We start from the raw sequence: 26034 nt of genomic DNA, 5'->3' as shown, positions 1-26034 counted from the left end.
TGTATCATCCTATCTGGCACACCCCAAGAGGTGACACATTCATCTCGTTTTACACAAACTTGAACGGTTTTGAACTATGCCCGGAATCCGTACTGCCGCACAAGCCAAGGCTTGGCTGGAATATCAAGGAAAGTCAGTTCAAGCGTTCGCACGTGAACATGGTGTTGATCCGGCCACCACGTATCAAGTGCTCGCTGGGCGTAAAAAGGGACGGCGTGGGGAAGCCCATAAAGTAGCGGTCCTGCTGGGCATGAAAGAAGGGATTATCGTGGATGAGCCCGTGGCTCAACACCGCGATCCAAGCAGCGTGTCCTGAGCGCAGTATGCGCTTATTCCTACGCTGTGCTTGATTTAGTCAACAGCGCCAGCCTGACACTCGCGCTCCATGCGCCAAAAGCAATCCTCCTCCCCGACAATGCTCAAACCCTGGCGCTGATACAGGCGCTTCGCCGGATTGGTCTTGAACACCGTCAAGCGTAAAAGGCCCAAGCCCTGCGCGTGCGCCTTGAGCACCATCTGCTGCAACACCCAACTGCCCGCGCCCTGTTTACGACAGCGCTCAAGCAGGTGCAATTCGCGAATATAAAGCGCCCGGTTGTCACGGCTGACGCTGATAAACCCCATCACGGCTTCACCCTGGCAAATCAGCCAGTTTTCACGCGAAGCCCAGGCGACATCAAAGCCATGGTCAGACCACAACAGATCGTACTGCAGGTAGTAGCGATTCATGGCTTCATGGGTCAGCGTTCGCGCGAATGGCAGGTCACGGTCCGTCGCCGCGCGCAGGTGAAAACCCATTTCAGAGGGCTACGACTTGGCCAGTCCAATGCTGGCCGTCGCGACGCCCAATCACCAGGGCCTCGCCAATGCCCGGTGCGCCGGCAAGCAGGCGCCCATCCGCAGTCCAGATAGCGCTGCGCCCTGCACAGGTATAGCCGCCGGACGGACCACCATGGTTGGCCATCAGGACCAGCATGCGATGCTCGGCGGCATACCCCTGAAGCAGCGTGCTGTCGGTTGCGTACCCGCCTTCGCTGATCAGCACACCGGCGGCGTACACCGTAGCACCGGCCTCTGCTGCCAGACGCGGATGGCTGGCGTGGGAAAAATCCGCACAGACCGCCAGTGCAATCCGATCATCCGCCCATTCGAGTGCTGCGCCGCCCTGCCCTGCGACAAACGCCACCTCTTCGCCCGGGTGCAGATGTTGCTTGGTGTAGACCGCCAGCGAACCGTCCGCGCCCAGCACCAGGGCTGCGACAAACACACCCGTCTCGGGTGCCAGACGAATCGGCATGCCCACCACTGCGGTCATTCGCAGTTCCTGCGCCATCTCGCGCAGCGGTGCGAGCAACGCGTCCTCGGGAGCAATCGCCAGTTGGGCTGCCAGGGCCGGCTCATAGCCGGTCAACGACAGTTCCGGAAACACCAGCAATTGCACGCCCTGCTCCGCCGCTGCCTGCATAAACGCCAAATGCCGCTGGAGGTTGGTCGGCACGTCGCCGGCGATGGAGATGGTTTGAGCAGCGGCAAGGGTCAAGGCAGTCATGGTCGCGTCCTGGCAATCATTATTAACGTGTGAACAGCATATCGGTACTCACCCCATAGCCGTAAGTAGGTCACGCGATAGAAATTACTGATTGAACCCACACGCGTGCCTCTAGTAAGCTCCCCTCATCATTTGGAGACACACCATGTTGCAACTCACCCACACTCAGGTTTGCCCTGCTGCCAGCGCCCCGCGCTCGGTGTCGGCTACCCGTGTGAGCGGTTTGAGCGCACTGGTCAGCTTTTATTTTGGGTATTGGTTTAGCCACTGGCGCGCCTGATACCTGAAATCGGCGCCCACTACTCAAGGGGTCGCCTACCAGAGAAATCTAACCCCCGGTCGGCTCCCCGACCGGGGGTTTTGTTTTTTCAGGCCCCAATAATTCTGCTTCACACCGAACACTAAAAGGACTCACGACATGAACTACGCCACCTATTACCGTTACGACACTTCGACTGCATGGCGATTTAGCAAGCTCCGTTCGGGACAGCCTGCCGCCTCCGATCGGTCACCTATTGGTGGCAAGCCAACACACGTAGCCAATACGGCCAATTGTCGAACACCCCAGTAGGGCAGAGCGTGCGGGAACAGCCCGCCGCTTGCCCAGGAAGCCTTGAATATGAACTCTGCCACCGCCGCCTTGCCTGTTGCCAACCTGTCCAGCGCCAATGAAGCCCTGACCCAGCGCCTGCCCAGCTCGCTTGAGCTTAAGCACCAGTTGCCTCTGAGCCCGTTCCTGAATGAACAGATCCACGCCCATCGCCAAGCCGTGCGCGCCATCCTCAATGGCCAAGACTCGCGTTTGCTGGTGATTGTCGGTCCGTGCTCGATCCACGACCCCGAATCAGCCATGGAATACGCGCGCAACTTGAAGAAGCTCGCGCTGGAAGTCAGCGACCAGATGCTGCTGGTAATCCGCGCCTACGTCGAAAAACCGCGCACCACCATCGGCTGGAAAGGCCTGGCCTACGACCCGCACCTGGATGGCAGCGACGACATGGCCGCCGGCCTCACGCTGTCGCGCGAACTGATGCGCGAGATGCTGCGCCTGGGCTTGCCGGTCGCCACCGAGCTGCTGCAACCCATGGCCGCCGGCTACTTCGATGACCTGCTCAGCTGGGTCGCCATCGGCGCACGCACCACCGAATCGCAGATCCACCGCGAAATGGCCAGCGGCCTGGGCATGCCGGTCGGCTTTAAAAATGGTACCGACGGCGGCGTCGCGATTGCCTGTGATGCGATGCGCTCAGCGTCCCACCCGCACCGTCACTTCGGGGTGGACAGCCAGGGCCATCCGGCGATCATCCAGACACCGGGCAACCCCGACACGCACCTGGTATTGCGCGGCGGTCATCGTGGGCCGAACTACGATGCGCAAAGCGTGGCGCAGGTGAAGCACGACCTGGCCAAGTCCAAGGTCGCGGCGCGCATCATGGTCGATTGCAGCCACGCCAACAGCGGCAAAGACCCGCTGCGTCAGCCGGCGGTGTTCAACGACGTGCTGCAACAGCGCCTGCAAGGCGATACGTCGCTGATCGGCATGATGCTCGAAAGCCACCTGTTCGAAGGCTGCCAACCGTTGAGTGCGTCGATGAAGTACGGGGTATCGGTGACCGATGGTTGCCTGGGTTGGAGCGGCACCGAGCAATTGCTGCGCAGTGCGGCTGAGCGCCTCCGCCAGCAACACATACCCGACTGACAGAAGAAGGTGAAAATGTGGGAGCTGGCTTGCCTGCGATAGCGGTGTGTCAGGCTACAACTTTATAGCTGATGCACCGCCATCGCAGGCAAGCCAGCTCCCACATTTGAATATCGTTGCGTTCAGAACAGTGGATACAACGCCTCATCAAACTGCGCCAGCTTCGGAAATACCAAGGGCTGCTCATCCGCCAGCCCTTGCAGCCGCTGTTCATATCCCAGCAGAAAATTTTGCCGCGCCTCGGCACTGATATACGGCACATGCCAGGCCACAAACGGCGCCAGCACGTCATACCCGACATACGCCAAAGTGCCGCGCAGAATCGGTCGCAGCATCTCCTCCAACGGCCCGTGAATTGCACCCTCACCAAACATATGCTCGCGCCCGCCCAAGGTCACGGTGACGAGCGCGCGCTTGCCCGCCAGCCCGCCCTGATCGTAAAAACGCTTGCCGCCGTAACACACGCCGGACACCAGCACCCGGTCGATCCAGCCCTTGAGCATGGCCGGTGCCGAGAACCAGAAGATCGGGAAGTTGAGGATCAGCAGGTCGGCCCACAGCAGCTTGTCCAGTTCGCCCTGGATGTCCGCCGCAATCGACTGATTTTTCACGCCCAGGCGCTGCTCCAGGGCATACACCAGATAATCCGGATTCTCCCGCGTGGAAAAGTCAGCGGCCGATGCCACCGGGTTCCACTGCATGGCGTACAGGTCGCTGACCTGCACTTCGTGGCCCTGGCTTTGCAACGTGCTGAGCGCCTGATCGCGCAGCGCTGCGGTAAACGACTGCGGCTCAGGGTGAGCGTGAACAATCAACACCTTCATGTGCATTCCCTCAAACAGTGGGCGCCGCCCGTTGGGCCAGCAAATGGTCGAGCCAGTCCGGATCCATTTCCGGTTCCGATGAAAACAACAGGTCGGTGTAAGCCTGGTACGGCGGGGTAAAAATCGCGCGGCGGCTGCCGTGGTCGACCACCCTGCCCCGCTGCATCACCAGCACCTCGTCGGCAATCGCCCGCACGGTAGCCACGTCATGGGTGATAAACAGGTAGGCCACGCCCAACTGCTGCTGGATTCGGTTGAGCAGTTTCAGCACGCCCTCGGCCACCAGTTGATCAAGGGCCGAGGTGACTTCATCGCAGATGATCAGTTGCGGGTCGGCCGCCAAGGCGCGGGCAATGCAGATACGCTGCTTTTGCCCGCCCGATAATTCACGGGGCTGGCGCTGCATGAACACCGCCGGGTCCAGTTCAATCATCTCCAGCAGCTCGGCGACCCGCGCGCGCATCGCCTTGCCCTTGAGGCCCAGGTAAAACGTGAGCGGCCGGCCGATGATATCGACGATGCGCTGGCGCGGGTTCAGTGCGGTGTCGGGGATCTGGTAGATCATCTGGATGCGCCGCAATTGCTCCTTGCTGCGCCGCCGAAAGTCCAGCGGCAGCGCCTCGCCGTCATACAGCACCTGCCCTGCCGTCGCTGGCAGCAGCCCGGTAATCAAGCGCGCGGTGGAGCTTTTGCCGCTGCCGGACTCGCCGATCACCGCCAGGGTCTGGCCGCGATACAGCGTCATCGACACCTCATGCAGCACCGGCTGCTGCCCATAGCTGGCGCTGGCCTGGCGCACCTCCAGCAACGGCACCTGCGCCACCGGGCATGCCTTGGGCTCGGTGCGAAAGCTGCGCACCGCCCACAGCGATTTGGTGTAGTCCTGCTGCGGCTGGCTAAGCATGCTGCGGGTGTCGGCCTCCTCCACCCGCATGCCGTGGCGCAGCACCATGATGCGGTCGGCCATCTGCGCGACCACAGCTAGATCGTGGCTGATATACAACGCGGCGCTGCCGAAGGTCTTCACCGCGTCGCGGATCGCCGCCAGCACTTCGATCTGGGTGGTGACGTCAAGGGCGGTGGTGGGTTCGTCGAAGATAATCAAATCCGGATGACAGGCCATGGCCATGGCCGTCATCACCCGCTGTAACTGCCCGCCCGAGACTTGATGCGGGTAGCGTTGGCCAATGGTCTCCGGGCTGGGTAAACGCAGCACGCGGTACAGCTCCACCGCTTCGCGCTCAGCCTGGGCGCGACTGATGCCGCCGTTGATCACCGCCGTTTCCACATGCTGGTCGATCAGGCGATGCGCCGGGTTGAATGAAGCCGCCGCGCTTTGCGCCACATACGCGATGCGCAGGCCGCGCAGCTTGCGCAAGGCTTCTGGCTTAGCCTGCAGCAACTCAATGCCATCAAAACACACCGAACCGCCGATGATGCGGCAGCCGTCGCGCGCATAGCCCATCGCCGCCAGCCCGAGGGTGGATTTACCCGCCCCGGACTCACCGATCAGCCCCAGCACTTCACCGCGCTGCAAGGTCAAATCAATGCCCTTGATCAACGGGTGCCAGGCATCCTCGTAATGCCCTTGCACCTGCAGGTTGCGGATTTCCAGCAATGGCCTGTCCATCCTCAACCCTCCTTCAGGCCGCTGGATTTATGCAGCATCCAGTCGACGACAAAATTCACACTGACGGTGATCAACGCCACCGCCAACGCCGGCAGCAAGGGGCTGATGTCGCCGAAGGTGATCAGCACCGCGTTGTCGCGCACCATGCTGCCCCAGTCGGCGGTGGGCGGTTGAATGCCCAGGCCGAGGAACGACAGCGCGCTGATAAACAGGAACACAAAACAAAAACGCAGGCCGAATTCGGCAATCAGCGGCGCCGCGGCATTGGGCAGCACTTCGCGGGTGACCAGCCACCACAAGCCTTCACCGCGCAGCTGCGCGGCTTCGACAAAATCTTGCACCACCACGGTCATCGCCACCGCGCGGGACAAGCGAAACACCCGCGTAGAGTCCAGCAGCGCAATCACCAGCACCAACGAGGTGGCGTTGGTGCCGACCACGCTGAGAATCAACAAGGCAAAAATCAGCTGCGGGATCGCCATAAGGATATCCACCACCCGCGATAACCCCTGGTCGACCCAGCCGCCCTTGATCGCCGCGACCAAACCGCTCAAACCACCGAGCAGAAACGCCAGCGTCGTTGTCAGGAAGGCAATGCCCAGGGTATTGCGCGCGCCGTACACCAGACGGCTGAACATATCGCGCCCCAGGTTATCGGTGCCCAGCAAAAACTGGCCGCTCCAGGGCGCGAAGCCTTCGCCCACCACCTGGGTTTCGCCATAGGGCGCCAGCAGCGGCGCCAACACCGCCACCGCGACGTACAACAGGATAATCAGCAGGCCGAACTTGGCGCTCAACGGCGCCCGGGCCACTTGGATCAACAGGCTCATGGCTTACCCCTTGGGATGCATCAGGCGTGGGTTGCTGGCGATGGACAGCACATCCGCCCCGGTATTGAGCAGGATGTAAGTGGCGGCAAAGATCAGGCTGCACGCCTGCACCACCGGGATGTCACGTTTGGACACCGAGTCCACCAGCAGCTGGCCGAGACCTGGATAGACAAACACCACCTCGACCACCACCACACCCACCACCAGATACGCCAGGTTCAGCGCCACCACATTGACGATCGGCGCCAGCGCATTGGGCAGCGCGTGCTTCCAGATAATCCGCGCTTGGCTGATGCCTTTAAGCCGGGCCATCTCGATATACGGGCTGGCCAACAGGTTGATCAGGGAGGCGCGGGTCATGCGCATCATCTGCGCGATCACCACCAGACTCAGGGTGGCCACTGGCAGCACCGAGCGCTCCAGAAGCGTGCCGAACGTGGCATCCGGCGCCAGGTTGGACAGGCTGGGAAACCAGCCCAGCTTCACCGAAAACACCAGGATCAGCAGGTACGCGACAAAGAACTCTGGAAACGACACCGCGCTCAACGCCGTGGTGTTGAGCAGGCGATCGAACCAGCTGTTACGGTACAACGCCGCCAGCATGCCCAGCACCAGTGCGGTGGGCACCGACACCAACGCCGCCAGGGCGGCCAGGCTCAAGGTGTTGCCCAGCCGCGCACCGATCAGCTCGGCGATGGGCCGCTGGTTGGCCAGTGACGCGCCCAGATCACCCTGCAACAGGCGCAACAGCCAGTGCGCAAAGCGCGTCAGCGGCGGCAGATCCAGGCCCAACTGCGCGCGAAACGCGGCGATGGTTTCCGGCGTGGCCGACTGGCCGAGCATGGCCTGGGCGATATCGCCAGGCAGCAGGCTGACGGCGAGGAAGATGATCACCGAGACGGCGAACAAAGACAGTACGCCGAGGGCCAATCTCTGGAGGACCAGTTTCAACAGACTATTCATATTCGGTTCTCATGGGCTGGGCATTTTCCTGAAGGCCACACACGACCAATGTGGGAGCGGGCTTGCTCGCGAATGCGGCGTGTCAGTCAACACAAATGCAGACTGATCAACCGCATTCGCGAGCAAGCCCGCTCCCACATTTGATTTGCGGCGTTTCTGAAACTTTCATGCCTGCCACCACCGCTCAATCAAACGCAACCCATCCAGCTCTCCATAAGGCGCCGTCAGCGGCCCGTGACTCACGCGGTTCGAACGCGCCGCCACGGAGCTGGCGAACAGCGGCACAATCGCGCCGCCGTCATCGCGGCACAGGGCCTGCATTTCGTTGTACATCTCTTGGCGCAGCGGCGCGTTCATCTCGCCACGGGCGGCGGTAAGCAGTTGGTTGAAGCGTGGGTTGTCCCAGTGGGTTTCGTTCCAGGCTGCACCTTTGGCATAGCCGATACTGAACATGCGGTCGGCGGTCAGGCTGCTGTACCAGAACGAAGTGGTGAACGGCTGCTTCATCCACACATTGGAGAAGAACCCGTCAGCCGGCTCGCGCACCACGTCAATGTCGATACCGGCCTGGCGCGCCTGCTCCTTGAACAGCACCGAGGCGTCCACCGCGCCGGTATAGGCGGCATCGGAGGCTTGCAGGCGGACCTTGAGTGACTCCACACCGGCTTTGCGCAGGTGAAAGCGTGACTTGTCCGGGTCGTAAGCGCGCTGCTCCAGGGCGGCGTTGATAAAGCGGCTGCCGGGCTGAATCGGATGGTCATTGCCCACCAGGCCGTAGCCGTGCAATACCGAAGCCAGCAAGGTTTCGCGGTTGATCGCGTGCTTCATCGCCAGGCGGATGTCGTTGTTCTTGAACGCGTTGCTGTCGCACAGCATCGGGAAGGTGTAGTGCTGGGCGCCCTTGGTTTCTTCAATCACAAGGCTCGGGTTGCGCTTGAGCAAGGCCACGGTTTTCAGGTCGACCTTGTTGATCACATCCACTTGCCCGGTCACCAGCGCATTGACCCGCGCCGCGCCGTCGGCGATGGCCAGCAACTCGGCGCTGGCGAAGTGTGCACGGCCGGTTTTCCAGTAATCGGGGTTGCGTTCCAGGTCCATGCGCACGCCGGGTTCAAAGCTTTTCAGGCGGTAACCGCTGGTGCCCACGCCGGCCTGCCAATCGGCGGCACCGTCCTTGGCGGGCATGATCACCAAGTGGTAATCGGCAACGACATAAGCAAAGTCGGCATTGCCGGAATGCAGCTCGAACACCACCGTATCATTGCCCTTGGCGCTGACACTGGCGACGTCGCCGAGCACGGTCTTGGCCGCCGACGTGGAGTCTTTGCTCAGGTGGTGATTGATCGACGCCACCACGTCCTCGGCGCTGAGGCTTTTGCCGTTGTGGAAGGTCACGCCCTGGCGCAGGTGGAAGGTCCACACGCGGGCATCCGGGGTGGACTCAAAGCGTTCGGCCAGTTCAGGGATCGCGGTGCCGTCGACGGCGATTTCGGTCAGCGTGTTGTACACCGCCGAGAAGCCGACGAAGGTGAAGGTGTCGACCCAGGAGCCGGGGTCGCGGGAATCGGTGGTGCTGCCGCCGGCCAGGCCCAGGCGCAGCACGCCGCCGGCTTTAGGTGTCGCCTCTTCGGCAAACGCGTGCAGCGGCAGGCCCATGGAAAACGCTGCCGCCACTGCACCTGCCACGGCGCTGTGTTTGAGGAAGTCCCGTCGGTGCATCGCTTGAGTCATTTTGTTGTTGTTTTCGCTCATGGTCTTGCTCCTCTAAAGGTCAACAGGCACAGGCATGTTTCAGCTCGATCAAGGTCACGCCATTGCGTTTGAAACCGTTGCGCAAGTCCGTCTGCAACTCATCCAGGTTTTTGGGCCGGTTCACGGTGCAGCCAAACGCCTGGGCAAACAGCGCGAAATCCGGGTTGCGCGGCAGCACGCCGATGGGCTCGATATCCAGGTTGAGCATGTCGTCGCGGATCTGGCCGAGGGCGTCGTTGTTCCACAGCAGCACCACCAGCGGGCTGTTCAGCTCCTCGACAGCCGTGGCCAGCTCTTGGGCGGTGTAGAGAAAGCCGCCATCGCCCACCAGCACCAGGCCCGGGCGCAGCGGCGCGCCGAACTTGGCGCCAATGCCGGCGGGCAAGCCATAGCCCAAGGTGCCGTAGCCGGTGGGGTGCAGCCAACTGCGCGGGGCGCGGCTGCGGTAGGCGTAGTTGCCGGTGTAGGCCAACTGGGTCATGTCGCTGCTGATAAAGGCGTTAGCGGGCAGCTCCGCCTCGATGCGGTCAAAAATGGCCTGGTGAATGGACTGCAAAGGGCCGTGCCCCAGCTCCACTGCCTCAAGTAATCTCGCGACCTGTTGGCGTGCCGCATCGGCATTTCGCGGTGCTGGCGGCAGATGCTCGAGCAAGGCCAGCAAGGTCTGTTGGGCATCGCCTTTGAGCGCCACGGCGCAGGGGTAGAAATCGTTGAACTTGCGCGGGTCGATATCGATGCGCAGCAGTTCGCCGGTGATGGGCAAGCGTTCGCGCCAGTAATCGGTGTCGGCCATTTCCGTGCCCACGGCCAGCACCACATCCGCCTCGCTGATCAGCTGCCAGCCGGGTTCCACACACAGGGTGGCACCGGCATTCAACGGGGCATTCACCGGCAGTAAACCCTTGCCGGCCACACTGCTGAAAAACGGCGCCGCCAACAGCGTGCTCAAGCGCTGCAAGGCCTCACCCGCCGCCAGCGCGCCGCCACCGCCAATGATCATGGGGCGCTTGGCCGCCGCGAGCTTGGTCACGGCCTGCTCCAGCGCGTCGGCCGATGGCAGGCCGCGCCCCGGACGCCGCACGACTTCATGGCTCCAGTCGCGCTTGATCGGCGCTGCCAGCACATCCAGCGGCACCGAAATGTGCACCGGCCGTGGGCGCTCGCTGTCGAACACTGCATAGGCGCGGGCGATCAATTCGGGCAAATCCTCGGCACTCAAGGCCACCGCCGAAAACGCGGTGATCGGCGCGGTGATGGCGCGCTGGTCCTGGGTTTCGTGCAGGCTGCCCCAGCCTTTGCCGAGGCTGGCGGTGTGATTGACGCTGGAGATCACCAGCATCGGGATCGAGTCGGCGTAGGCCTGGCCAATCGCTGTAGCGGCATTGGTCACGCCGGGCCCGGTGATCACAAAACACACGCCCGGTTTGCCGCTGACCCGCGCATAGCCGTCGGCCATAAAACCGGCGCCCTGCTCGTGGCGCGTCAGCACATGGCGAATGCCACTGCCGGGCAAGCCGCGATACAGTTCCAGGGTGTGCACGCCAGGAATGCCGAACACCGTGTCGACGCCATAATGGGCCAGCAACCGCACCAGCGCCTGGCCGCCGGTCAGGGTCTTATCTTGCATGTTCATCTCCTAGGCGAATCAACGCATCCACCGCGAGCGTGCCGTGGGCATTGACCAACAATGGGTTCACATCCAGCTCCAGCAACTGCCCGGCGTTGGCGCAGGCGTAGTCGGCCACCGCGCGAATGGCCGCCACCAGCGCATCCATATCCGCCACTTCACGCCCGCGAAAACCTTGCAGCAAGGCCGCGCTGCGCAGGCTGAGCACGGCGTTGCGAATCGCCTCATCGGTAGTCGGCAGCAGCAGGCTGCGGCTGTCTTTGAGCAACTCCACCAGGACGCCACCGGCGCCAATCACCAAGGCCAGGCCAAAGTCATTTTCGCGCTTGATGCCCACGATCAACTCGGCCAAGGGCTTGGTAGCCATGGCCTCCAGCAGCAGCTGGTCGAAGACCACGCCCGGCGCATAGGCGGCAATCTGCCCGCGCATTTGCACAAGCGCGGCGGTCAGGGCGAACCCATCCTGCAGGTTGAGCGCGACGGCCCCGGCTTCGGTTTTGTGCGGCAGGTCGGTGCTGACGGCCTTGAGCACCAACGGGTAGCCCAACAGTTTGGCGTCTGCGATGGCGCGCCCTGGCGTGCTCAGCACCGCCGCAGGCGTGCTCAAGCCAAAGGCGCGCAAGGCCTGTTTGGACGCCCACTCATCCAGCGCCAGGCCATGGCCCGCAAGCGGCTGCGGGCACAGCGGTGCAAGGATCGACTCGCCGCGCTCGAGCAACACACGGCGATGGTTTTGATAGTCTGCAATCCGCCCCCAGGCGGCGAGTGCATCTTCCACGCCTTGCAGCGCGGCAATGCCGTGGGCATGCAGGCGTTCGCGGGCATGGGCCGGCAGTAATTCGGGAAAGGCCGAGGTGACAAACCCGGTTTTGCCATGGCGGCTGAGCGCGGCGCAAAACAGCTCCAGCAACAGGTCGCATTCCTTGCGCTCGCCGGTAAATTCGGCCGGGTAATCCAGCACCAGCATCGCCGCATCGGCATCGGTGCGCAGGGCCGTCTCGAGCATGCGTTCGAGCGCTTCGCGGTCGCCCCAGATGGCGGTGGTGAAGTCCAATGGGTTGACCAGGTTGGCGTAGCTGGGCAGCACCTGCGCCAGCTCGGCGCGCTGGCCTGCGTCGAGTGTCGGCAAGGCCAGTTGGTTGCACTCGGCGTAGTCGGCAATCAACCCCGCGTCGCCGCCGGAACAGGCCAGTGCGATCAGGCCATTGCCGCCAGGTAGATTGCCGCAGGCCGCGGCTTTCAAGGTTTCGACAAAACTCACCGGCCCGCTCACCCGGATCACGCCCAGCCGTGCAAACAGGCTGTCGTACAGCGCATCGGAACCGGACAGCGAACTGGTGTGACTCAAGGCCAACTCGGCGCCGATCTGCGACATACCGGTTTTCAGCGCGATAATCGGGATGCCTTTTTCCAGCGCCTTGTGCGCCGCACGGGCAAACCCCGGCACATTCTTCAAGCCTTCCAGGTGCAGACCGATGGCGGTCACGCGCGGCTCATCGAGCAGCACGTCCATCAACTCGGCAACCCCCAACTGTGCCTGGTTGCCTACCGACGCCATATAAGCAATGGGCAGCGAGCGGTCGCTCATCGACAGGTTGTAGGCGAAGTTGCCGCTCTGGGTGAGCACCGCCACGCCCTTCTCTACCGCCTTGCCGCCGTGGGCCACCGGCCACAGCGCGGCGCTGTGCAAGTAGTCCAACAGGCCGTAGCAGTTGGGGCCGAGCAAGGCCATGTCGCCCGCCGCTGAAATAAGCTGCTGTTGCAAGGCCGCACCACTGACGCCCGTTTCGGCAAACCCCGAGGCATAACAAATGGCGCCGCCGGTGCCGATGGCAGCGAGTTCGGCCACACAGGCCAAGGTCAGCTCACGGTTAGTCGCGATAAACACCGCATCCGGGCCGTAAGGCAAATCGGCAACCCGACGCACACACGGGATGCCGTCGAGGCTGTCATGCTGCGGGTTGACCAGCCACATCGGCCCGGTAAAACCGCCGTCGGCGCAGCGCTTAAGGGCGCGGGCCATGCTGCGCCCGCCGACAAAAGCCAGGTGCCGGGGCGCCAGCAGGCGCTTGAGGTTGTCGCGAATAGCCTGGGACATAAGCGTTCTCCGCGCCGATCAGCGCAACAACGGCCGCAACAGTTCACGGGCAATAATGTGCCGCTGGATTTCCGACGTGCCTTCCCAGATCCGTTCGATCCGCGCGTTACGCCAGATGCGCTCCACCGGCCCTTCGTCCATCAAGCCCATGCCGCCGAAAATCTGCACGGCTTCATCGGCCACCTTGCCCAGGGTTTCACTGGCAAACAGCTTGGCCATGCCGGCCTCGCCATCGGTCATGCTGCCCTGGTCCATCTTCCAGGCGGTGTGCAGGGTCAGAAGCTCGGCGGCGCGAATCTGCGTGGCCATGTCGGCCAGCTTGAAACTCACACCCTGGTAGGTGCCGATGGGCTGGCCGAACTGCTTGCGGTCCGCCGCCCATTGCAGCGACACGTCCAGCGCACGCTGGGCCTGGCCGACACAGTTGGCAGCCACCATCACCCGGCCGGCGGTGAGCCAGGCATTGGCCACGTCCCACCCCTTGCCGACTTCGCCCAGCACTTTGGAGGCGGGCACGCGGCAGTCGTCGAAGAACATTTCATAGGTGTGATAACCGCGGTTACTCACGCACTTGGGGCCACGGCGGATGGTCATGCCAGGCGTATCGCGATCGACCAGGAATGAGGTCACCGCATTGCGCTGGCGGCCGTTGTGTTCGTAGGTGTCGGTCACGGCAAACACGATGGCAAAATCGGCGTGGCCGGCGTGGCTGATAAAGTGCTTGCTGCCGTTGATCACAAAGTCATCGCCGCTGCGCACAGCGCGGGTCTTGATCGCGTTGGCGTCGGAGCCGGCGCCGGGTTCGGTCAGCGCAAAGCAGTCGATTTTCTTGCCTTGCACGCACGGCAACAGGTAGTCCTCGACCTGCGCGCCGGTACAGGCCATCAGGATCTTCGACGGGCGCGCGACAAACACATGCAGTGCCCACGAGACCTTGGACAGCTCGCGTTCGATCAACGCCTGAGACAGGTAATCCAGGCCACCACCGCCCACCTCTTCGGGCATGTTGAAGGCATAGAAACCGGCCGCGACAGCCTTGTCGCGAATCTGCGCGGCCAGCTCGGGCGAAACCGCGTCGGCGCGGTCCACCGCTTCCTCATGGGGCAGCAGTTCCTTGGCAACAAAGCTGCGTACCGCGTCCACCAACATGTCTTGTTCTTGGCTGAGTTGGAAATTCATGGCGCTACCTGTGTGGGCTTCCTGTGTGGGCTTAGCGACCGGAGAAAACCGGCAGGCGTTTTTCCATCGAGGCACGCAGCGCTTCGGCGCCGTCGTCGCTGCGCCCGCACAACAGCCCGGCGGCCAGTTCGGCCTTGAGCTGTTCAGGCAGGCTGCGCCCGGCGCCTTCGCGGATCAGGGTTTTGGTCTGGGCGAAGGCGAAGGTCGGGCCGTTGGCCAGGCGCGTGGCCAGCTCGCTCGTGTGAGCATGCAGATGCTCATCAGCGACCACTTCGCCCACCAGCCCGGCGGCCAGTGCGCGCTCGGCGCTCCACAGCTCATCGAGGAACAGCAGGCGCTTGGCTTGCTCGCTGCCGATCAGGCGCGGCAAGTGCCAGCTGGCGCCAGCGTCCGGCGAATACGCCATGCGGGTGTAGCCGGCCTTGAAGCGCGCCGATTGGGCGGCGATACGCAGGTCGCAGCACACGCTCAGGTCCATGCCGGCGCCGACGGCGGTGCCGTTGATCGCAGCAATTGTAGGTTTGTCGAGGGTTTGCAGGCGGGTCATCAGGCCGTGAGCGGTTTCGGTCCAGCCGTAGGTTTCCAGGGCGCCGCGGGACTCGGCGTCGGCCCATTCAGCCAGGTCGGCACCGGCGCAGAAACTGCGGCCGCAGCCGGTGAGCACCACCACGCGCACACCGGGGTCGGTGTTGAACGCGTCGAGCACGGCATGCAGGTGTTTGAGGGTTGGGATGTCGAGTGCATTGCGCTGCGGGCCACGGTTGAGCGTGATCCAGGCAACGCCTGCTTGCACCAGAGTGAGCACGGGCGAATCGGTAGTCATGGCTTCCTCGAATTATTTTAATTGGCGTGAGGGGTGCGACATGACGAGATACTAAACGAGTGTTCAGCAATGAGGCAATCGGCAAACTGCAAATTTTTTCAGGGCGAAAAAAAACGCTCGAAATGAGCGTTCAGGCGCTGAAGCGCAGGCTCAGGCTTTGAGCTGGTAGCGCGCGCGACCACCGCCTTGCAGGCCGTCGACCCAGGCTTCGCAGATCTGGATGCCCTGCTGCGGCGTGAATGTGCCGGGGTTGAGCCCCGACTCCAGCCACAACCCATCGAGCAACGCGCTCAAGCCGATGGCGGCCAAATCAGCATCGAATTGCTCCCAGCCTTCCTCTTTGGCCATGTCCGCCAACGCCGATCGCATGATGGTGCGGTACTCGCCGTAGGAATGCTCGTGGGCCTGGTTGATCGCCGGCGCAGTCTTGACTGCGCCCCAGAACACCAGCCAGGCATCCAGCAATTGCGGGTCGAGCAGCTCAGCCGAAAAGGAGCCACGAAACAGCGCCGACAAACGCTCACGCGGCTGCGGCGGCGCCTTGGCCATGGTTTCGCGCAACAGGCTCATGACTTGGGCGGTGATGGTGCGATAGGCCTCGGCCACCAGCTCATCCTTGCCCGAATAGTGATGGCTGATCAGCCCGACCGACACCCCGGCCTCGGCGCTGATCTTGCGGATCGAAGCGCCCTGGAAACCGTCACGCTTGAGGCACGTCAGCGTCGCCTGGACCAGATTGGCCTTGCGCAATTGCGGCTCCATGCGGGAGAAACGCGATTCCTGGGTCATGGGGCGGTGTCCTTCGGTTGAGTCGGCTGCACGACTCTACCTCAGTCGCGGTAACCGGGCGACACCCGATCCAGCATCCGCAGCAACGCCGCCCATGCCAGTTGCATGGCATTCACATCGGTCAGCTCGCCCGCCTCCAACGTTCGGTTGGGGTTATTGAATTGCTGCTCGGTGTAAGCGCAGACCTCAGCCGACGGCAGGACCAGCTTGCCGCAGGCCTGGGCGGCGATCTGAATATCGCAGGCCTTGTCCAGGTAATACATGCGCAGAAACGCCTCACTGACCGTCGCGCCCACCGTCAACAAACCGTGGTTGCGCAGCATCAGCACCGGCTTGTCGCCGAGGTCCTGCACCAGCCGGCGCTGCTCGTCCATGTCCAGGGCGATGCCTTCGTAGTCGTGGTAAGCCACCTTGCCGTAGAACTCCATCGAGATCTGATTGACCGGCAACAAACCGCACTCCAGCGCCGCCACCGCGCAGCCGGCACGGGTGTGGGTATGCAGCACGCACTGGGCATCTTCGCGAGCGCCATGAATGGCGCTGTGAATGACAAAACCGGCCGGGTTGACGGCATAAGCAGAAGGTTCGACCGCCTGCCCGTCCAGGCCGATCTTGACCAGGTTGGAGGCGGTGATTTCATCAAACATCAGTCCATAAGGATTGATTAAAAAATGATGTTCCGGCCCGGGAATACGCACCGAAATATGCGTGAAGATCAGGTCGCTCATGCGGTAGTGCGCGATCAATCGATAGCAGGCCGCGAGCTCTTCGCGCAGTTGCTGCTCGGTGGAGTGAGTCATTTTTATTCTCCAGGCACGGGGTGGGTGAAGGCGACGCTAATCCAGCCACCAGTAAAAAAACAAGTTGATTTTTTACTGGCGCTCGCCTCTTACTAGAAAAATAACAATAACAGCGCCTGGAGTATCCGCACCATGTCGCCACCTGCCTTCGCGCACCTGTTCGAACCCTTGGTACTGCGCGGCAAACGCCTGAAGAACCGCATCATGTCCAGCGGGCATGACACTTCGATGCCGACGGATAACCGCGTCAATGCGCAGTTGATCGCCTATCACCGTGCGCGCGCCGAAGGTGGTGTGGGGCTGATTGTGTTGCAGGTGGCGGGCGTGCATGACAGTGCGCGGTACACCTCCCATGTGCTGATGGCCACCGACGACGAATGCATCGACGGCTATCGCGAGCTGGCTGATATTTGCCATGCTCAGGGCACCGTGGTGCTGTCGCAAATCTTCCATCCGGGCCGCGAGATCATGGAGTCGGCAGACGGGTTGCTGGCGGTGGCGTACTCGGCGTCGGGAGTGCCCAATGAACGGTTTCGGGTGATGCCTCGGGCGCTTGACCAGGCGATGATCGATGAGATCGTCAGCGGTTACGCAGCGGCGGCCAGGCGCTTGCATCAGGCGGGAATTGATGGCGTGGAAGTGGTCGCCAGCCACGGCTACCTGCCCGCGCAGTTTCTTAACCCGCGGGTTAACCGGCGCACCGATGGCTACAACGGCGTGCTTGAACAGCGCCTGAGATTCCTGCGGGAAATTATTGCCGCTGTGCGGGCCGCGACCGACGCGCAGTTCATCATCGGCCTGCGCATTTCAGCCGATGAGCGCGACAGCGAAGGCCTTACCGAAAGCGAATCCCTGGAGGCCGTGCAGCACCTGCAAACGCAGCTGGATTATGTGCATATCGTCGCCGGCACCTCGGCGTCCACCGGCGGCGCGGTGCATATCGTGCCGCCCATGGCCATCGCCGCCGCGTACCTGGCCGATGCGGCCGCGACGTTCAAGGCCAGCCTGTCGATACCCCTGTTTGTCACCGGGCGGATCAACCAGCCGCAGGAGGCCGAGCTGATCCTGGCACGCGGCCAGGCCGATGTGTGCGGTATGACCCGCGCACTGATCTGCGACCCGCTGATGCCAGCCAAAACCCTCGAAGGCCGCGCCGAGGATGTGCGCGCGTGCATCGCTTGCAATCAGGCCTGTATCGGGCACTTTCACAAAGGCTTGCCCATCTCCTGTATCCAGCACCCCGAGACGGGGCGCGAGCTGCAATTCGCTCACCTGCAACCGACGCTGAAACGCCGTCGCATCATGGTGGTCGGCGGTGGCCCGGCCGGCATGAAAGCGGCCGCTGTAGCCGCGCAACGCGGCCACGACGTGACCTTGTTTGAAGCCAGCGCACAGTTGGGCGGGCAAGTGTTATTGGCGCAGCTGCTGCCACGGCGCAGCGAATTCGGTGGCGCCAGCACCAACCTGCAACGGGAGATGGCGCTGGCAGGCGTGCGTGTGGTGCGCAATACCCGTGTCGACCGCGCCCTGGTGGTGCAGGAGCAACCCGACCACGTCATCATCGCCACCGGCGCCGAACCCTATTGGCCGGCGTTCGAGCGCGGCGGCGAGCTGCAAGTAGTGGATGCCTGGCAGGTGTTGCGCGGTCAGGTCACCTTGGGCCGTTCGGTGGTGGTGGTCGACTGGCGCTGCGACTGGATCGGCCCCGGCATCGCCGAGCGTCTGGTGCGCGCCGGCCATCAGGTGCAACTGGCGGTCAATGGCACGCATTGCGGGGAAAACCTGCCGCTCTATGTACGCGATCAACTGGCGGGCGAGCTGCACCGCCTGGGCATTCCCATCATCCCTTATGCGCGCCTCTACGGCTGCGACGACAGCACGGTTTACTTGCAACACAGCGCCAGCGGCGAACCGATGCTGCTGGAGAATATCGACGGCCTGGTGTTGTGCCAGGGCCATCAGCCGGTGGACACTCTGGGCGCGGAGCTTGCGGGGCTGGTGCCCTTTGATCGCATCGGCGACTGCCTGGCGCCGCGCACCGCCGAAGAGGCGATCTACGAAGGACTCAAGGTAGCGTGGAAACTCTGAACGACGAACCGCAGCCACTGTTTCTCGGCACCCGCATTCGCGGCCTGCGCAAGGCACGCGGCCTGACGCTGACCGAACTGGCGCAACTGAGTGAATTGACGGCCGGCTATCTCAGCCAGTTGGAGCGCAACCTGGCGTACCCATCGATCCCGGCGCTGTTCAATATCGCCCGCAGCCTGGGCGTGACTATCCAGTGGTTTTTCGCCAGCGAGGCCGCCCCTGCCCCAGCGGATGAAGGCTACGTGGTACGCAAGAACAATCGTCAAAGCATCCGTTATGAAGATGGCATCGTCGACCAACTGCTGACGCCGTTGCCCAACCACCAACTGGAGATGCTGCACGCATGCTTTCCACCCGGCACCTACAGCCAGCAAAGCTACAGCCATGAAGGCGAAGAAGCCGGTTATGTGTTGAGCGGCACGTTTGAGCTGTGGGTCGGTGAGCGGCATTTCCGGCTGGCTGAAGGCGACAGTTTCAGCTTTGCCAGCAGCGAGCCGCACCGGTATGGCAACCCGGGCAAGGTAAATACAGTGGTGATCTGGGTGATTACCCCCCCGACATTTTAGGCCGCCAGCGCAAATGCAGACGTTTCCTACAGGAACCGACGACAGTGGCGCGGCTTGCCATCAGTGGTGAGGCGCCCTGTCGCTTGCTATAAAAATGGCTACTTCTTTTCGAGGTTGTCGCCATGTCTTTATTGCATGTGTTGTTTGGGAAACCGACTCAGGATGATTGGGATCGAGTAAGGGATGTCAAATCCCGTAAAACCTGGAAGCTCGTACGTGGAGGCATCGGCCTGGACATCGATGAGGTTATTGCGTCAGAGGGTTACAAGGACGCTGTGCGCCAAGTACAAAAAATGGAGTCCGATCATTCATGGGCCTGCTGATCATTGTGCCGTTACTGGTCAGTGGCTATCTGGTCTGCCTCAGGCACCCGTTTTTCTACTTGCGCCTGCACCGTTTCCAGGGACAACTGCTTTACCTGCAGGTAGCCAGGCTCGGCATGCTCTGCCTGATCGTTGCCACGTTTTTAAGTGCTGCCCTGCTGACGTTGTCAAAACAAACGGCCTTTATCGCAGGGCATGAAGTGGCCGCAGACTACAGCCAAAAACTGGGTACGCTATTGGTAGAACTCGACATTGCCAATGAGAAAAACTGCACGCTTTGGGTTTTCATGTTGCAGGCGGGTATGACCGCTCTGGCGATTCCCTTTTTCTGGGCAAGGCTTTATGTACGCATGAAGAAGAGAATGCTGAAGCTTAAAACCGACACGCAGCTCTACCACGTGCTTTCGCTGGGTATTCTTGAAGGCACGCCATTCAAGCTTTTATTGAGAGAATCCATCGTCAAGTGCGTGCCGTGCATGTTCAGTTTGAGCGACAGGAAGGTCTATGTCGGGATTGTATTGTTCGCAGGCACCCCCTCGGAGTCCGAAGGCATTGGCCTGGGGTTCAGCCTGGTGCCCATACTCAGTGGTTACCGCGACAAGGACACATTGGAGGTCACGCTCCACACTCACTACTGCGCTATAAACCGCCCCAGGCCGATCCTGCTGGTTCAGGAAAACGTCGTGTCGGCCACTCGCTTTGACTTCACCACATGGACCCGTTCCCAGTCCCGCAGAAGCCGAAAGGCGCAGCAGGGGCAGTTCCATCACCACCGCCCTGCGCGCCCGGTAGAAGCCTCGCGCATCTGCGCATGAGGTTGGGTATCACGGCCACTTGAACATATCGTCCACCGGCACACGGTAGCCGGTAGCCAGGCGATTGGTCTCGTTGGCCATGCCGACCACGGCCTGCAACTCGCCAAACATTTCGTCGGTCATGCCGGCCTTGCGTGCGGCGGCGGTGTGGGAGGCGATGCAATACGGGCAATTGTTGGTCACGCTGACCGCCACATACAGCAACTCCTTGGTCAGCGGGTCGAGTGCTCCCGGTGCCATGATTTCCTTGAGGCTTTCCCAGGTGCGGCGCAATGTCGGCGGGTGGGCAGCCAGGCATTTCCAGAAGTTGTTCACCTGGTCGACCTTGCGTGTTTGCATGATGTCGTCGTAAACCGCACGCACTTCAGGGCTGGCGTCGGCGTATTCGGTGAGGTGTTGGGTCATGGTCTTTCCAAGGCTGGCATAGAGCATTCTGGAATACCGCGCCGCACCCACTGCTGGCAAGTGAAGCCGCTAAGCGTCGGGTGGCAAAGTTGACCAACGGTCATGCGAACCCTTGCTGCAGTGAACGAGCGTGCAAGGCCCCGCCACCTCGCCACAGCAAGGCCATGGGTATTCGTGATTTGTGGTTAAGAGTCCTTTTCGCAATGGACGGTTTTTCCGAGTGAACGACGGGCGGATACTCGACTCCATTGTTCACACCTCTTCTGGAGTTACTGATGTCTACCCCAACCCCAAACGTCCCCGCCTTCGGCCTCGGCACCTTCCGCCTGCAAGGCCAGGTGGTGATCGATTCTGTGAGCACAGGCCTGGAACTGGGCTACCGCGTCATCGACACCGCGCAGATCTACGAGAACGAAGCCGATGTCGGCCAAGCCATTGCCGACAGTGGCATAGCGCGTGATGAACTGTTTATCACCAGCAAGATCTGGATCGCCAATTTCGCCGAAGGCCAGTTGATTGCGAGCCTGCGCGAAAGCCTGCGCAAACTCAAAACCGATTATCTCGACCTGACGCTGATCCACTGGCCCTCGCCGGAAGACCAGGTGCCGGTCGCCGAATTCATGGGCCAGTTGCTGGAAGCCAAGCGCCTGGGCCTGACCCGCCAGATCGGCATTTCCAACTTCACCATTGACCTGATGAAGCAGGCAATCGCTGCGGTGGGTGCCGAGAACATCGCCACCAACCAGATCGAGCTCCACCCCTACCTGCAAAACCAGAAGGTTGTGGATTTCGCTACCGCCCAGGGTATCCAGATCACTTCGTACATGACCCTGGCCTACGGCGAAGTGCTCAAAGACCCGGTGATCCAGCAGATCGCCGAACGCCATCAAGCCACACCGGCGCAGGTCACGCTGGCCTGGGCCATGCAATTGGGTTACGCGGTGATCCCGTCGTCGACCAAACGCGCCAACCTGCAAAGCAATCTCGAGGCCCTGCACCTGACCTTGAGCGCAGCCGACATGGCGCAGATTGCAACCCTGGAGCGTGGCCACCGTTTGACCAGCCCCAAGGGCATTGCGCCGAAGTGGGACTAAACCCCGGCCAGTGGTTTGCGCGATAACTCCCGCAGCCATGGCAACACCCGCAGGCCCGTCGTGGCCTCGGGTGGGTCGATGATATCCATGAAGTGTTCAAGATTGACGTTGTCCGGCACACCCGGTAACCGCACCAGCACGGCAGACTTTGTACCCATCGACCTGCCCAGGTCCTGATGGTCATAGAGCAGCACATGCCGCACCTGCGGCTGCGGCCTGCAAGCCTGCTGCGCCAGCCCCGCATTAATGATCAACACGTCGAAGGGTTCGGCCGGGATCGCGGTGAGTATCTGGACTTCCTGGTAGGTCTGCACCGGCACAATTCGGTGGTACCCCAATTGATTGAGCATTTTTTCGATATACAGTCGTTGCAGGTGTTGTTCATCGGCAATCAGGATGGTCAGTGCTTTGTTCGGCATGGCGAACCCCTGGGCTGGCAGCGCTCGTCAGTGAGCGTCACCCATTTTCCAGACATATACCGAAGACAAAATCAGGCATATTCCCCCTTCATGTAGGAGTTCTCCCAAATCCACCGAATGCCCCTCAACGGCGGTCAGAGCTGCTTGCAATAAGCATCCATGCGCTGGTGCAAATCAGCAATCGCCGCGTCTATCGCTTTAACCGCCACGGCCAATGCACTGCGCTTCTGCCGCTCACACACCGCCTCCAATGTTTCGCAACAGGCGATCAACGTCTCAGCCTTGACCATTCGCGCCCCTCCTTTAACGCGGTGCGCAAGTTCGTGCAGCTCGCCAAAACTGTGCTGGCGTAGGGGCAACGCCAATATCGCACGGTCCACCTTAAGGCTGTCGAGCAAGGCGCCCAAAAGCTCCTTGAGCGCGGCGCTATCGTCCCCTGTCACCACGGTCAAAGCCTTCAAATCAAACCCCGGCTCAGCGTCGGGTGACCCAGGCCCGAGCGCACAGGCGCTCAGCGCCGAGCGCAAGTCCTCAAGCCCGGCAGGCTTGAACAGGCAACCATCCATGCCCGCCTGCCGGCAGCGCTCGGTTTCTTCGGGCTGGGCATTGGCGGTAAAACCCAGCAGCAGGCAGGCGTGCAAGCCTTGCTCATGCTCTTGCGCACGGATTTCACGCGCCAAGGCATAGCCATCCTTGAGGGGCATGTTGCAATCGGTGATCACCACATCGGGCCGCTGGGTTTGCCAGCGCTCCAAGCCCTGGACGCCGTCTTCGGCAGTGCTGATGCGGTACCCAGAAAGCTCAGTTGCCGGGCCAGCAGCAGGCGATTGGCCGGGTAGTCATCTACCACCAGAATGTCCAACACACGCACGGGCCGGGTGGGTGCCGGCGTGGCCGGAACCTCGTGTGTTATTGCCGCAGTGGTAGCCAATGTGAGTGCCACGTCTACCCGCGTCCCCTGCCCCAGCGTACTGCTCAACTGCAGCTTGCCCGCCATCATTTCGCACAGCGTGCGGCTGATCACCAACCCCAGGCCCGAACCGCTGCGCGCCGATTGCTCGGTGTTGCTGCCCTGGATAAACGGGTTGAACAGCCGCCGCTGGTCCTCGGCACTGATGCCTATGCCGGTGTCTTCTACCCACAAGGTGAGGTTCAATTGGCCGAGGTCCGATGCCAACCCGCAACGCCCGCCCAAGCGCACCCGGCCCTGGTCGGTAAACTTGATGGCATTGCTCAGCAGGTTGGACACCACCTGCTTGAATCGCAACGGGTCGATCAACACCGCGCGATCCATTTGCGGGTCAAGCTCGACTTGCAGCGCCAGGCCCTTAGCGCGCGCCAGCCCTTCAAATACCCGTGCCACCGACGTCAACAGTTCATGCAGGTTGGCCGGTTCAAGGGCTAATGACAGATGGCCGGACTCGATTCGGGCAATATCCAGAATGTCGCCGATCAGCTCCAGCATGCCATGGGAGGCCACCGAGGCCACTTCCAGGGCATCGCGGTCGGCACGCCCTTGTTCGGCGTTGGCCAGCGCCAGCTCAATCATGCCGATCACCGCATTCATGGGGGTGCGGATTTCGTGGCTCATGGTCGCCAGGAACGTGGTCTTGGCACGGTTGGCGGCGTCAGCGTCCTCCTTGGCCTCCTGCAACTGGCCCAGCAAGCGCTGGCGCTCGCTCACATCAATCCAGCCGGCAATCATGCCCACGACGTTCTCGTCGCCATCACGGTACGGCAGCATCCAGTGGTAAATGGTCAACACCTTGCCCGCAGGCAACCTGAGCACCCGATCATGAATCTGCGGCTCGCCCCGCTCCATCAAACGCAGATAATCCTCATGGAATGACTCGGCCTGCGGCGGGTTGCCGGTGTCGGTTTCGATCACCGTCTTGCCGATCACCGTTTCAAGCTTGAAGCCAAACACATCCAGGTAAGCGCTGTTGCACGCCATCAGCCGGCCCTGGCGATCACGCACGTAGATGGGGTGGGGCGTACCGTCAATCAGCACGCCCATAAAGCGCATCTGGTCGCTCAATGCCCGTTCGGCCTGAGCGCGCTTGCGTATCAGGCTGCGCAGGTAAATCGCCCACCCCAGGGTGATCAGCAGCAATACCGCCGCCAGGCCGAACCCTTGGATAATCGTGCTGCGGTGGCGCAGCCAATGGTCTTCGATGATCACATCGGTGCGCCATTGGCTGATCAGTTCATCCATTTCCTGGGGCGGGATGCTCAGCAACGCCTTGTCCAGTATCGAGTACAGCTCCAGCTGACCCCGATTGACCCCGAACGTCATACGCACGGGTTCAGAGCCGACGGTGCTGGTGACGTGCAAGCGGTCGCGGTACTCAAGGGCGATCAGGTAACGCGCATAGATCAGCGAACTGACGGCGCCCTCGGCACTGCCGCTGGCTACAAGGGCCATGGCATCCGTAGGGTTCTTCGCCTCCACAAACTGGATGCCGGGATAGTCGCGATTGATGACTTCACGCAGCGCGTTGCCGCTGGGGATTGCCAGGCGTTTACCCAGCATATTATCCAGGGTCATGGTGCCAGGCATGTCGGTGCGGGTGACCAGCACCAGCGGATTGGTCAAATAGGGCCGGGTAAAGCGCACCTGGTCAGAACCTTCGATGCTGGGCGTGACCACCGCCATCATGTCCGCCCGGCCCGAACGAACCGCCTCGATTTGCTGGGGCATCGCGCCCCCTGGGACCACATCGAACTTCAAGCCGGTGCGCAGGCTGATCCGGGATAAAACGTCCGCACTCAAGCCCTCTGATTGCCCCTGTGCCGTGAAGGATGCCAACGGCAGCATCTGGTCGGACGCCACCACCCTCACCCGTGGGTGTTTTTCCAGCCAGCGTTGCTCGCTGGTACTCAGGTGCAGTCGCTCAGCCCCCAGGACACCAAGATTGCCAGCACTCCAACGGCGCACGATATCCAGCTGCTGGTTAGTCGGGATCGACCTCAGCGCGCTGTTGATAATGCGCAGCAAGCGGATATTGTCCCGGCTCACCGCAAACGCAAAGGCGTTGGACTCCAAGGTAGAAAAGTCCGCCAGCTGTACATTGTTGAGGTGGTTGCGGTTGATCTGGTAGTGCGCGGTGATGGCATCTCCGAGGTAGACATCGGCACGGCCAAAGGCCACGGCGCCGATGGCTTCGAAGACCGACGCAAACAGCTCCACATGGGCCTTGGGGTAAAACGCCTCGACCACATCGGGCGGCATATAGTGATAAAGCATTGCCACACGCTTGCCGGCCAGGTCGACACCCAGGGACTGGGTGTCTCCGGTACGGGTAACCAGGACGGGTTGATCATTGGCATAGGAGCGCGACAGGACGAGTTGTGGGTCCCCCGCTTCAAACCCGTTGGCCGAACCCAGGAAATCGATGGAGCCCTGCTTGAGCGCTTCGATCACCTCATCACGCGTGTCATAGCGGCGCACTTCAACGCTGACGTTAAGCGCCTGGGCAAGCAACTTGGCATAGTCGGCGGTGATACCTTCCAGTTCATCGTTGTTGTTGGTCAGTTCGAAAGGCCCGTAATCGGGCGCGGAAACCCCCATCCATAGGGTGCGCCGCTCACGCAGCCAGTGCCAGTCAGCGTCCCCCAGTACCACGGGCGCGTCATTCCCATTGAGGCTGGAATGCCCCAGCAACCGCAAGGTCTGCGGCTCATCAAGGGCAACAGCGAGCAGCGGCAGCAGGCTCAGCGACACCGTCAGGATGAACCGTCGAACCAGGGCCGGGATCATG

Annotated in this window: 21 protein-coding genes and 1 pseudogene; 6 read left to right on the top strand and 16 right to left on the bottom strand. The window is 61.9% G+C overall.

Translation table 11 applies throughout. From position 1 onward, the window contains the following. Positions 1-76 precede the first annotated feature (76 nt). On the top strand, positions 77-316 hold the full coding sequence (locus PSH96_RS10750) for a DNA-binding protein (protein ID WP_305459118.1): 240 nt from the start codon (positions 77-79) through the stop codon (positions 314-316). Positions 317-351: 35 nt separating this feature from the next. On the opposite strand, the gene PSH96_RS10745 is transcribed toward PSH96_RS10750, so the two are convergent. Then, positions 352-798 (bottom strand): N-acetyltransferase, encoded by a 447-nt coding sequence (locus PSH96_RS10745; protein WP_305459116.1) that lies wholly within the window; start codon positions 796-798, stop codon positions 352-354. 1 nt (position 799) lies between these two features. Then, positions 800-1549 carry a carbon-nitrogen hydrolase family protein gene (locus PSH96_RS10740; protein ID WP_305459114.1) on the bottom strand — a complete coding sequence of 250 codons (750 nt, stop codon included), beginning with the start codon at positions 1547-1549 and terminating at the stop codon, positions 800-802. 619 nt (positions 1550-2168) lie between these two features. Here PSH96_RS10740 and PSH96_RS10735 point away from each other — a divergent pair. Continuing rightward, positions 2169-3248, top strand: coding sequence for a 3-deoxy-7-phosphoheptulonate synthase (locus PSH96_RS10735; RefSeq protein WP_305459112.1), 1080 nt, complete (start codon positions 2169-2171; stop codon positions 3246-3248). 122 nt (positions 3249-3370) lie between these two features. Here PSH96_RS10735 and PSH96_RS10730 read toward each other — a convergent pair whose 3' ends face one another. The 11 genes from PSH96_RS10730 to PSH96_RS10680 all read right to left on the bottom strand — a co-directional run bounded on the left by PSH96_RS10730 (position 3371) and on the right by PSH96_RS10680 (position 16563). Beyond that, positions 3371-4072 (bottom strand): NAD(P)H-dependent oxidoreductase, encoded by a 702-nt coding sequence (locus PSH96_RS10730; protein ID WP_305459111.1) that lies wholly within the window; start codon positions 4070-4072, stop codon positions 3371-3373. Between the two features lie 10 nt (positions 4073-4082). Next, entirely contained in the window at positions 4083-5702 is a 1620-nt protein-coding gene (locus PSH96_RS10725; protein ID WP_305459109.1) for an ABC transporter ATP-binding protein, read from the bottom strand. Between the two features lie 2 nt (positions 5703-5704). Continuing rightward, on the bottom strand, positions 5705-6532 hold the full coding sequence (locus PSH96_RS10720; RefSeq protein ID WP_305459107.1) for an ABC transporter permease: 828 nt from the start codon (positions 6530-6532) through the stop codon (positions 5705-5707). A 3-nt stretch (positions 6533-6535) separates the two neighbouring features. After that, positions 6536-7495: an ABC transporter permease gene (locus PSH96_RS10715; protein ID WP_305459105.1), complete on the bottom strand. Its 960-nt coding sequence runs from the start codon at positions 7493-7495 to the stop codon at positions 6536-6538. A 165-nt stretch (positions 7496-7660) separates the two neighbouring features. Continuing rightward, positions 7661-9247 carry an ABC transporter substrate-binding protein gene (locus PSH96_RS10710; protein WP_305459103.1) on the bottom strand — a complete coding sequence of 529 codons (1587 nt, stop codon included), beginning with the start codon at positions 9245-9247 and terminating at the stop codon, positions 7661-7663. A gap of 19 nt (positions 9248-9266) precedes the next feature. After that, complete coding sequence (locus PSH96_RS10705; protein ID WP_305459101.1) at positions 9267-10874, bottom strand: 5-guanidino-2-oxopentanoate decarboxylase; 1608 nt, start codon at positions 10872-10874, stop codon at positions 9267-9269. Next, positions 10864-12972 (bottom strand): acetate--CoA ligase family protein, encoded by a 2109-nt coding sequence (locus tag PSH96_RS10700; RefSeq protein ID WP_305459100.1) that lies wholly within the window; start codon positions 12970-12972, stop codon positions 10864-10866. Before PSH96_RS10700 ends, PSH96_RS10705 begins: the two co-directional genes overlap by 11 nt. Before the next feature lie 18 nt (positions 12973-12990). Beyond that, positions 12991-14151, bottom strand: coding sequence for an acyl-CoA dehydrogenase family protein (locus PSH96_RS10695; protein ID WP_305459098.1), 1161 nt, complete (start codon positions 14149-14151; stop codon positions 12991-12993). Between the two features lie 31 nt (positions 14152-14182). Continuing rightward, entirely contained in the window at positions 14183-14974 is a 792-nt protein-coding gene (locus PSH96_RS10690; RefSeq protein WP_305459095.1) for an enoyl-CoA hydratase/isomerase family protein, read from the bottom strand. A 150-nt stretch (positions 14975-15124) separates the two neighbouring features. Beyond that, positions 15125-15763 (bottom strand): TetR family transcriptional regulator C-terminal domain-containing protein, encoded by a 639-nt coding sequence (locus tag PSH96_RS10685; RefSeq protein ID WP_069787296.1) that lies wholly within the window; start codon positions 15761-15763, stop codon positions 15125-15127. A gap of 41 nt (positions 15764-15804) precedes the next feature. After that, positions 15805-16563 carry a class II aldolase/adducin family protein gene (locus PSH96_RS10680; protein WP_305459093.1) on the bottom strand — a complete coding sequence of 253 codons (759 nt, stop codon included), beginning with the start codon at positions 16561-16563 and terminating at the stop codon, positions 15805-15807. A gap of 132 nt (positions 16564-16695) precedes the next feature. On the opposite strand from PSH96_RS10680, the gene PSH96_RS10675 reads away from it, so the two are divergent. From PSH96_RS10675 to PSH96_RS10665, 3 genes are all read left to right on the top strand, one after another. Next, a complete protein-coding gene (locus tag PSH96_RS10675; protein WP_305459091.1) occupies positions 16696-18651 on the top strand; it encodes an FAD-dependent oxidoreductase in 1956 nt (651 codons plus the stop codon). Next, positions 18639-19217 carry a helix-turn-helix domain-containing protein gene (locus PSH96_RS10670; RefSeq protein ID WP_305459090.1) on the top strand — a complete coding sequence of 193 codons (579 nt, stop codon included), beginning with the start codon at positions 18639-18641 and terminating at the stop codon, positions 19215-19217. Before PSH96_RS10675 ends, PSH96_RS10670 begins: the two co-directional genes overlap by 13 nt. A 310-nt stretch (positions 19218-19527) precedes the next feature. Continuing rightward, entirely contained in the window at positions 19528-20355 is an 828-nt protein-coding gene (locus tag PSH96_RS10665; RefSeq protein ID WP_305459088.1) for a hypothetical protein, read from the top strand. 9 nt (positions 20356-20364) lie between these two features. Here the strand turns inward: PSH96_RS10665 and PSH96_RS10660 are convergent, their stop codons facing one another. Beyond that, on the bottom strand, positions 20365-20760 hold the full coding sequence (locus PSH96_RS10660) for a carboxymuconolactone decarboxylase family protein (protein ID WP_058420656.1): 396 nt from the start codon (positions 20758-20760) through the stop codon (positions 20365-20367). Positions 20761-21035: 275 nt separating this feature from the next. On the opposite strand from PSH96_RS10660, the gene dkgB reads away from it, so the two are divergent. Continuing rightward, positions 21036-21854, top strand: coding sequence for a 2,5-didehydrogluconate reductase DkgB (dkgB, locus tag PSH96_RS10655; RefSeq protein ID WP_305459086.1), 819 nt, complete (start codon positions 21036-21038; stop codon positions 21852-21854). On the opposite strand, the gene PSH96_RS10650 is transcribed toward dkgB, so the two are convergent. Together PSH96_RS10650 and PSH96_RS10645 are read right to left on the bottom strand one after the other, a co-directional pair. Then, positions 21851-22273, bottom strand: a complete 423-nt coding sequence (locus PSH96_RS10650) for a chemotaxis protein CheY (RefSeq protein ID WP_305459084.1) — start codon at positions 22271-22273, stop codon at positions 21851-21853. The two genes, dkgB and PSH96_RS10650, sit on opposite strands and share 4 nt — an antisense overlap. A gap of 134 nt (positions 22274-22407) precedes the next feature. Then, positions 22408-26033, bottom strand: a pseudogene (locus PSH96_RS10645) (transporter substrate-binding domain-containing protein). Position 26034 lies beyond the last annotated feature (1 nt).

Origin of the sequence: Pseudomonas sp. FP2338 (assembly GCF_030687515.1) — a bacterium.
Taxonomy (GTDB): Bacteria; Pseudomonadota; Gammaproteobacteria; order Pseudomonadales; family Pseudomonadaceae; genus Aquipseudomonas; species Aquipseudomonas salomonii.
This window is presented reverse-complemented; position numbering and strand designations above follow the sequence as displayed.

Bases quoted from the DNA above. Each gene is read 5' to 3' on its own strand.
- PSH96_RS10710 (WP_305459103.1), bottom strand. From the start codon at position 9,247: ATGAGCGAAAACAACAACAAAATGACTCAAGCGATGCACCGACGGGAC.
- PSH96_RS10725 (WP_305459109.1), bottom strand. From the start codon at position 5,702: ATGGACAGGCCATTGCTGGAAATCCGCAACCTGCAGGTGCAAGGGCAT.
- PSH96_RS10665 (WP_305459088.1), top strand. From the start codon at position 19,528: ATGGGCCTGCTGATCATTGTGCCGTTACTGGTCAGTGGCTATCTGGTC.
- PSH96_RS10705 (WP_305459101.1), bottom strand. From the start codon at position 10,874: ATGCAAGATAAGACCCTGACCGGCGGCCAGGCGCTGGTGCGGTTGCTG.
- PSH96_RS10745 (WP_305459116.1), bottom strand. From the start codon at position 798: ATGGGTTTTCACCTGCGCGCGGCGACGGACCGTGACCTGCCATTCGCG.
- PSH96_RS10660 (WP_058420656.1), bottom strand. From the start codon at position 20,760: ATGACCCAACACCTCACCGAATACGCCGACGCCAGCCCTGAAGTGCGT.
- PSH96_RS10750 (WP_305459118.1), top strand. From the start codon at position 77: ATGCCCGGAATCCGTACTGCCGCACAAGCCAAGGCTTGGCTGGAATAT.
- PSH96_RS10735 (WP_305459112.1), top strand. From the start codon at position 2,169: ATGAACTCTGCCACCGCCGCCTTGCCTGTTGCCAACCTGTCCAGCGCC.
- PSH96_RS10700 (WP_305459100.1), bottom strand. From the start codon at position 12,972: ATGTCCCAGGCTATTCGCGACAACCTCAAGCGCCTGCTGGCGCCCCGG.
- PSH96_RS10695 (WP_305459098.1), bottom strand. From the start codon at position 14,151: ATGAATTTCCAACTCAGCCAAGAACAAGACATGTTGGTGGACGCGGTA.
- PSH96_RS10685 (WP_069787296.1), bottom strand. From the start codon at position 15,763: ATGACCCAGGAATCGCGTTTCTCCCGCATGGAGCCGCAATTGCGCAAG.
- dkgB (WP_305459086.1), top strand. From the start codon at position 21,036: ATGTCTACCCCAACCCCAAACGTCCCCGCCTTCGGCCTCGGCACCTTC.
- PSH96_RS10715 (WP_305459105.1), bottom strand. From the start codon at position 7,495: ATGAATAGTCTGTTGAAACTGGTCCTCCAGAGATTGGCCCTCGGCGTA.
- PSH96_RS10720 (WP_305459107.1), bottom strand. From the start codon at position 6,532: ATGAGCCTGTTGATCCAAGTGGCCCGGGCGCCGTTGAGCGCCAAGTTC.
- PSH96_RS10650 (WP_305459084.1), bottom strand. From the start codon at position 22,273: ATGCCGAACAAAGCACTGACCATCCTGATTGCCGATGAACAACACCTG.
- PSH96_RS10675 (WP_305459091.1), top strand. From the start codon at position 16,696: ATGTCGCCACCTGCCTTCGCGCACCTGTTCGAACCCTTGGTACTGCGC.
- PSH96_RS10730 (WP_305459111.1), bottom strand. From the start codon at position 4,072: ATGAAGGTGTTGATTGTTCACGCTCACCCTGAGCCGCAGTCGTTTACC.
- PSH96_RS10680 (WP_305459093.1), bottom strand. From the start codon at position 16,563: ATGACTCACTCCACCGAGCAGCAACTGCGCGAAGAGCTCGCGGCCTGC.
- PSH96_RS10690 (WP_305459095.1), bottom strand. From the start codon at position 14,974: ATGACTACCGATTCGCCCGTGCTCACTCTGGTGCAAGCAGGCGTTGCC.
- PSH96_RS10740 (WP_305459114.1), bottom strand. From the start codon at position 1,549: ATGACTGCCTTGACCCTTGCCGCTGCTCAAACCATCTCCATCGCCGGC.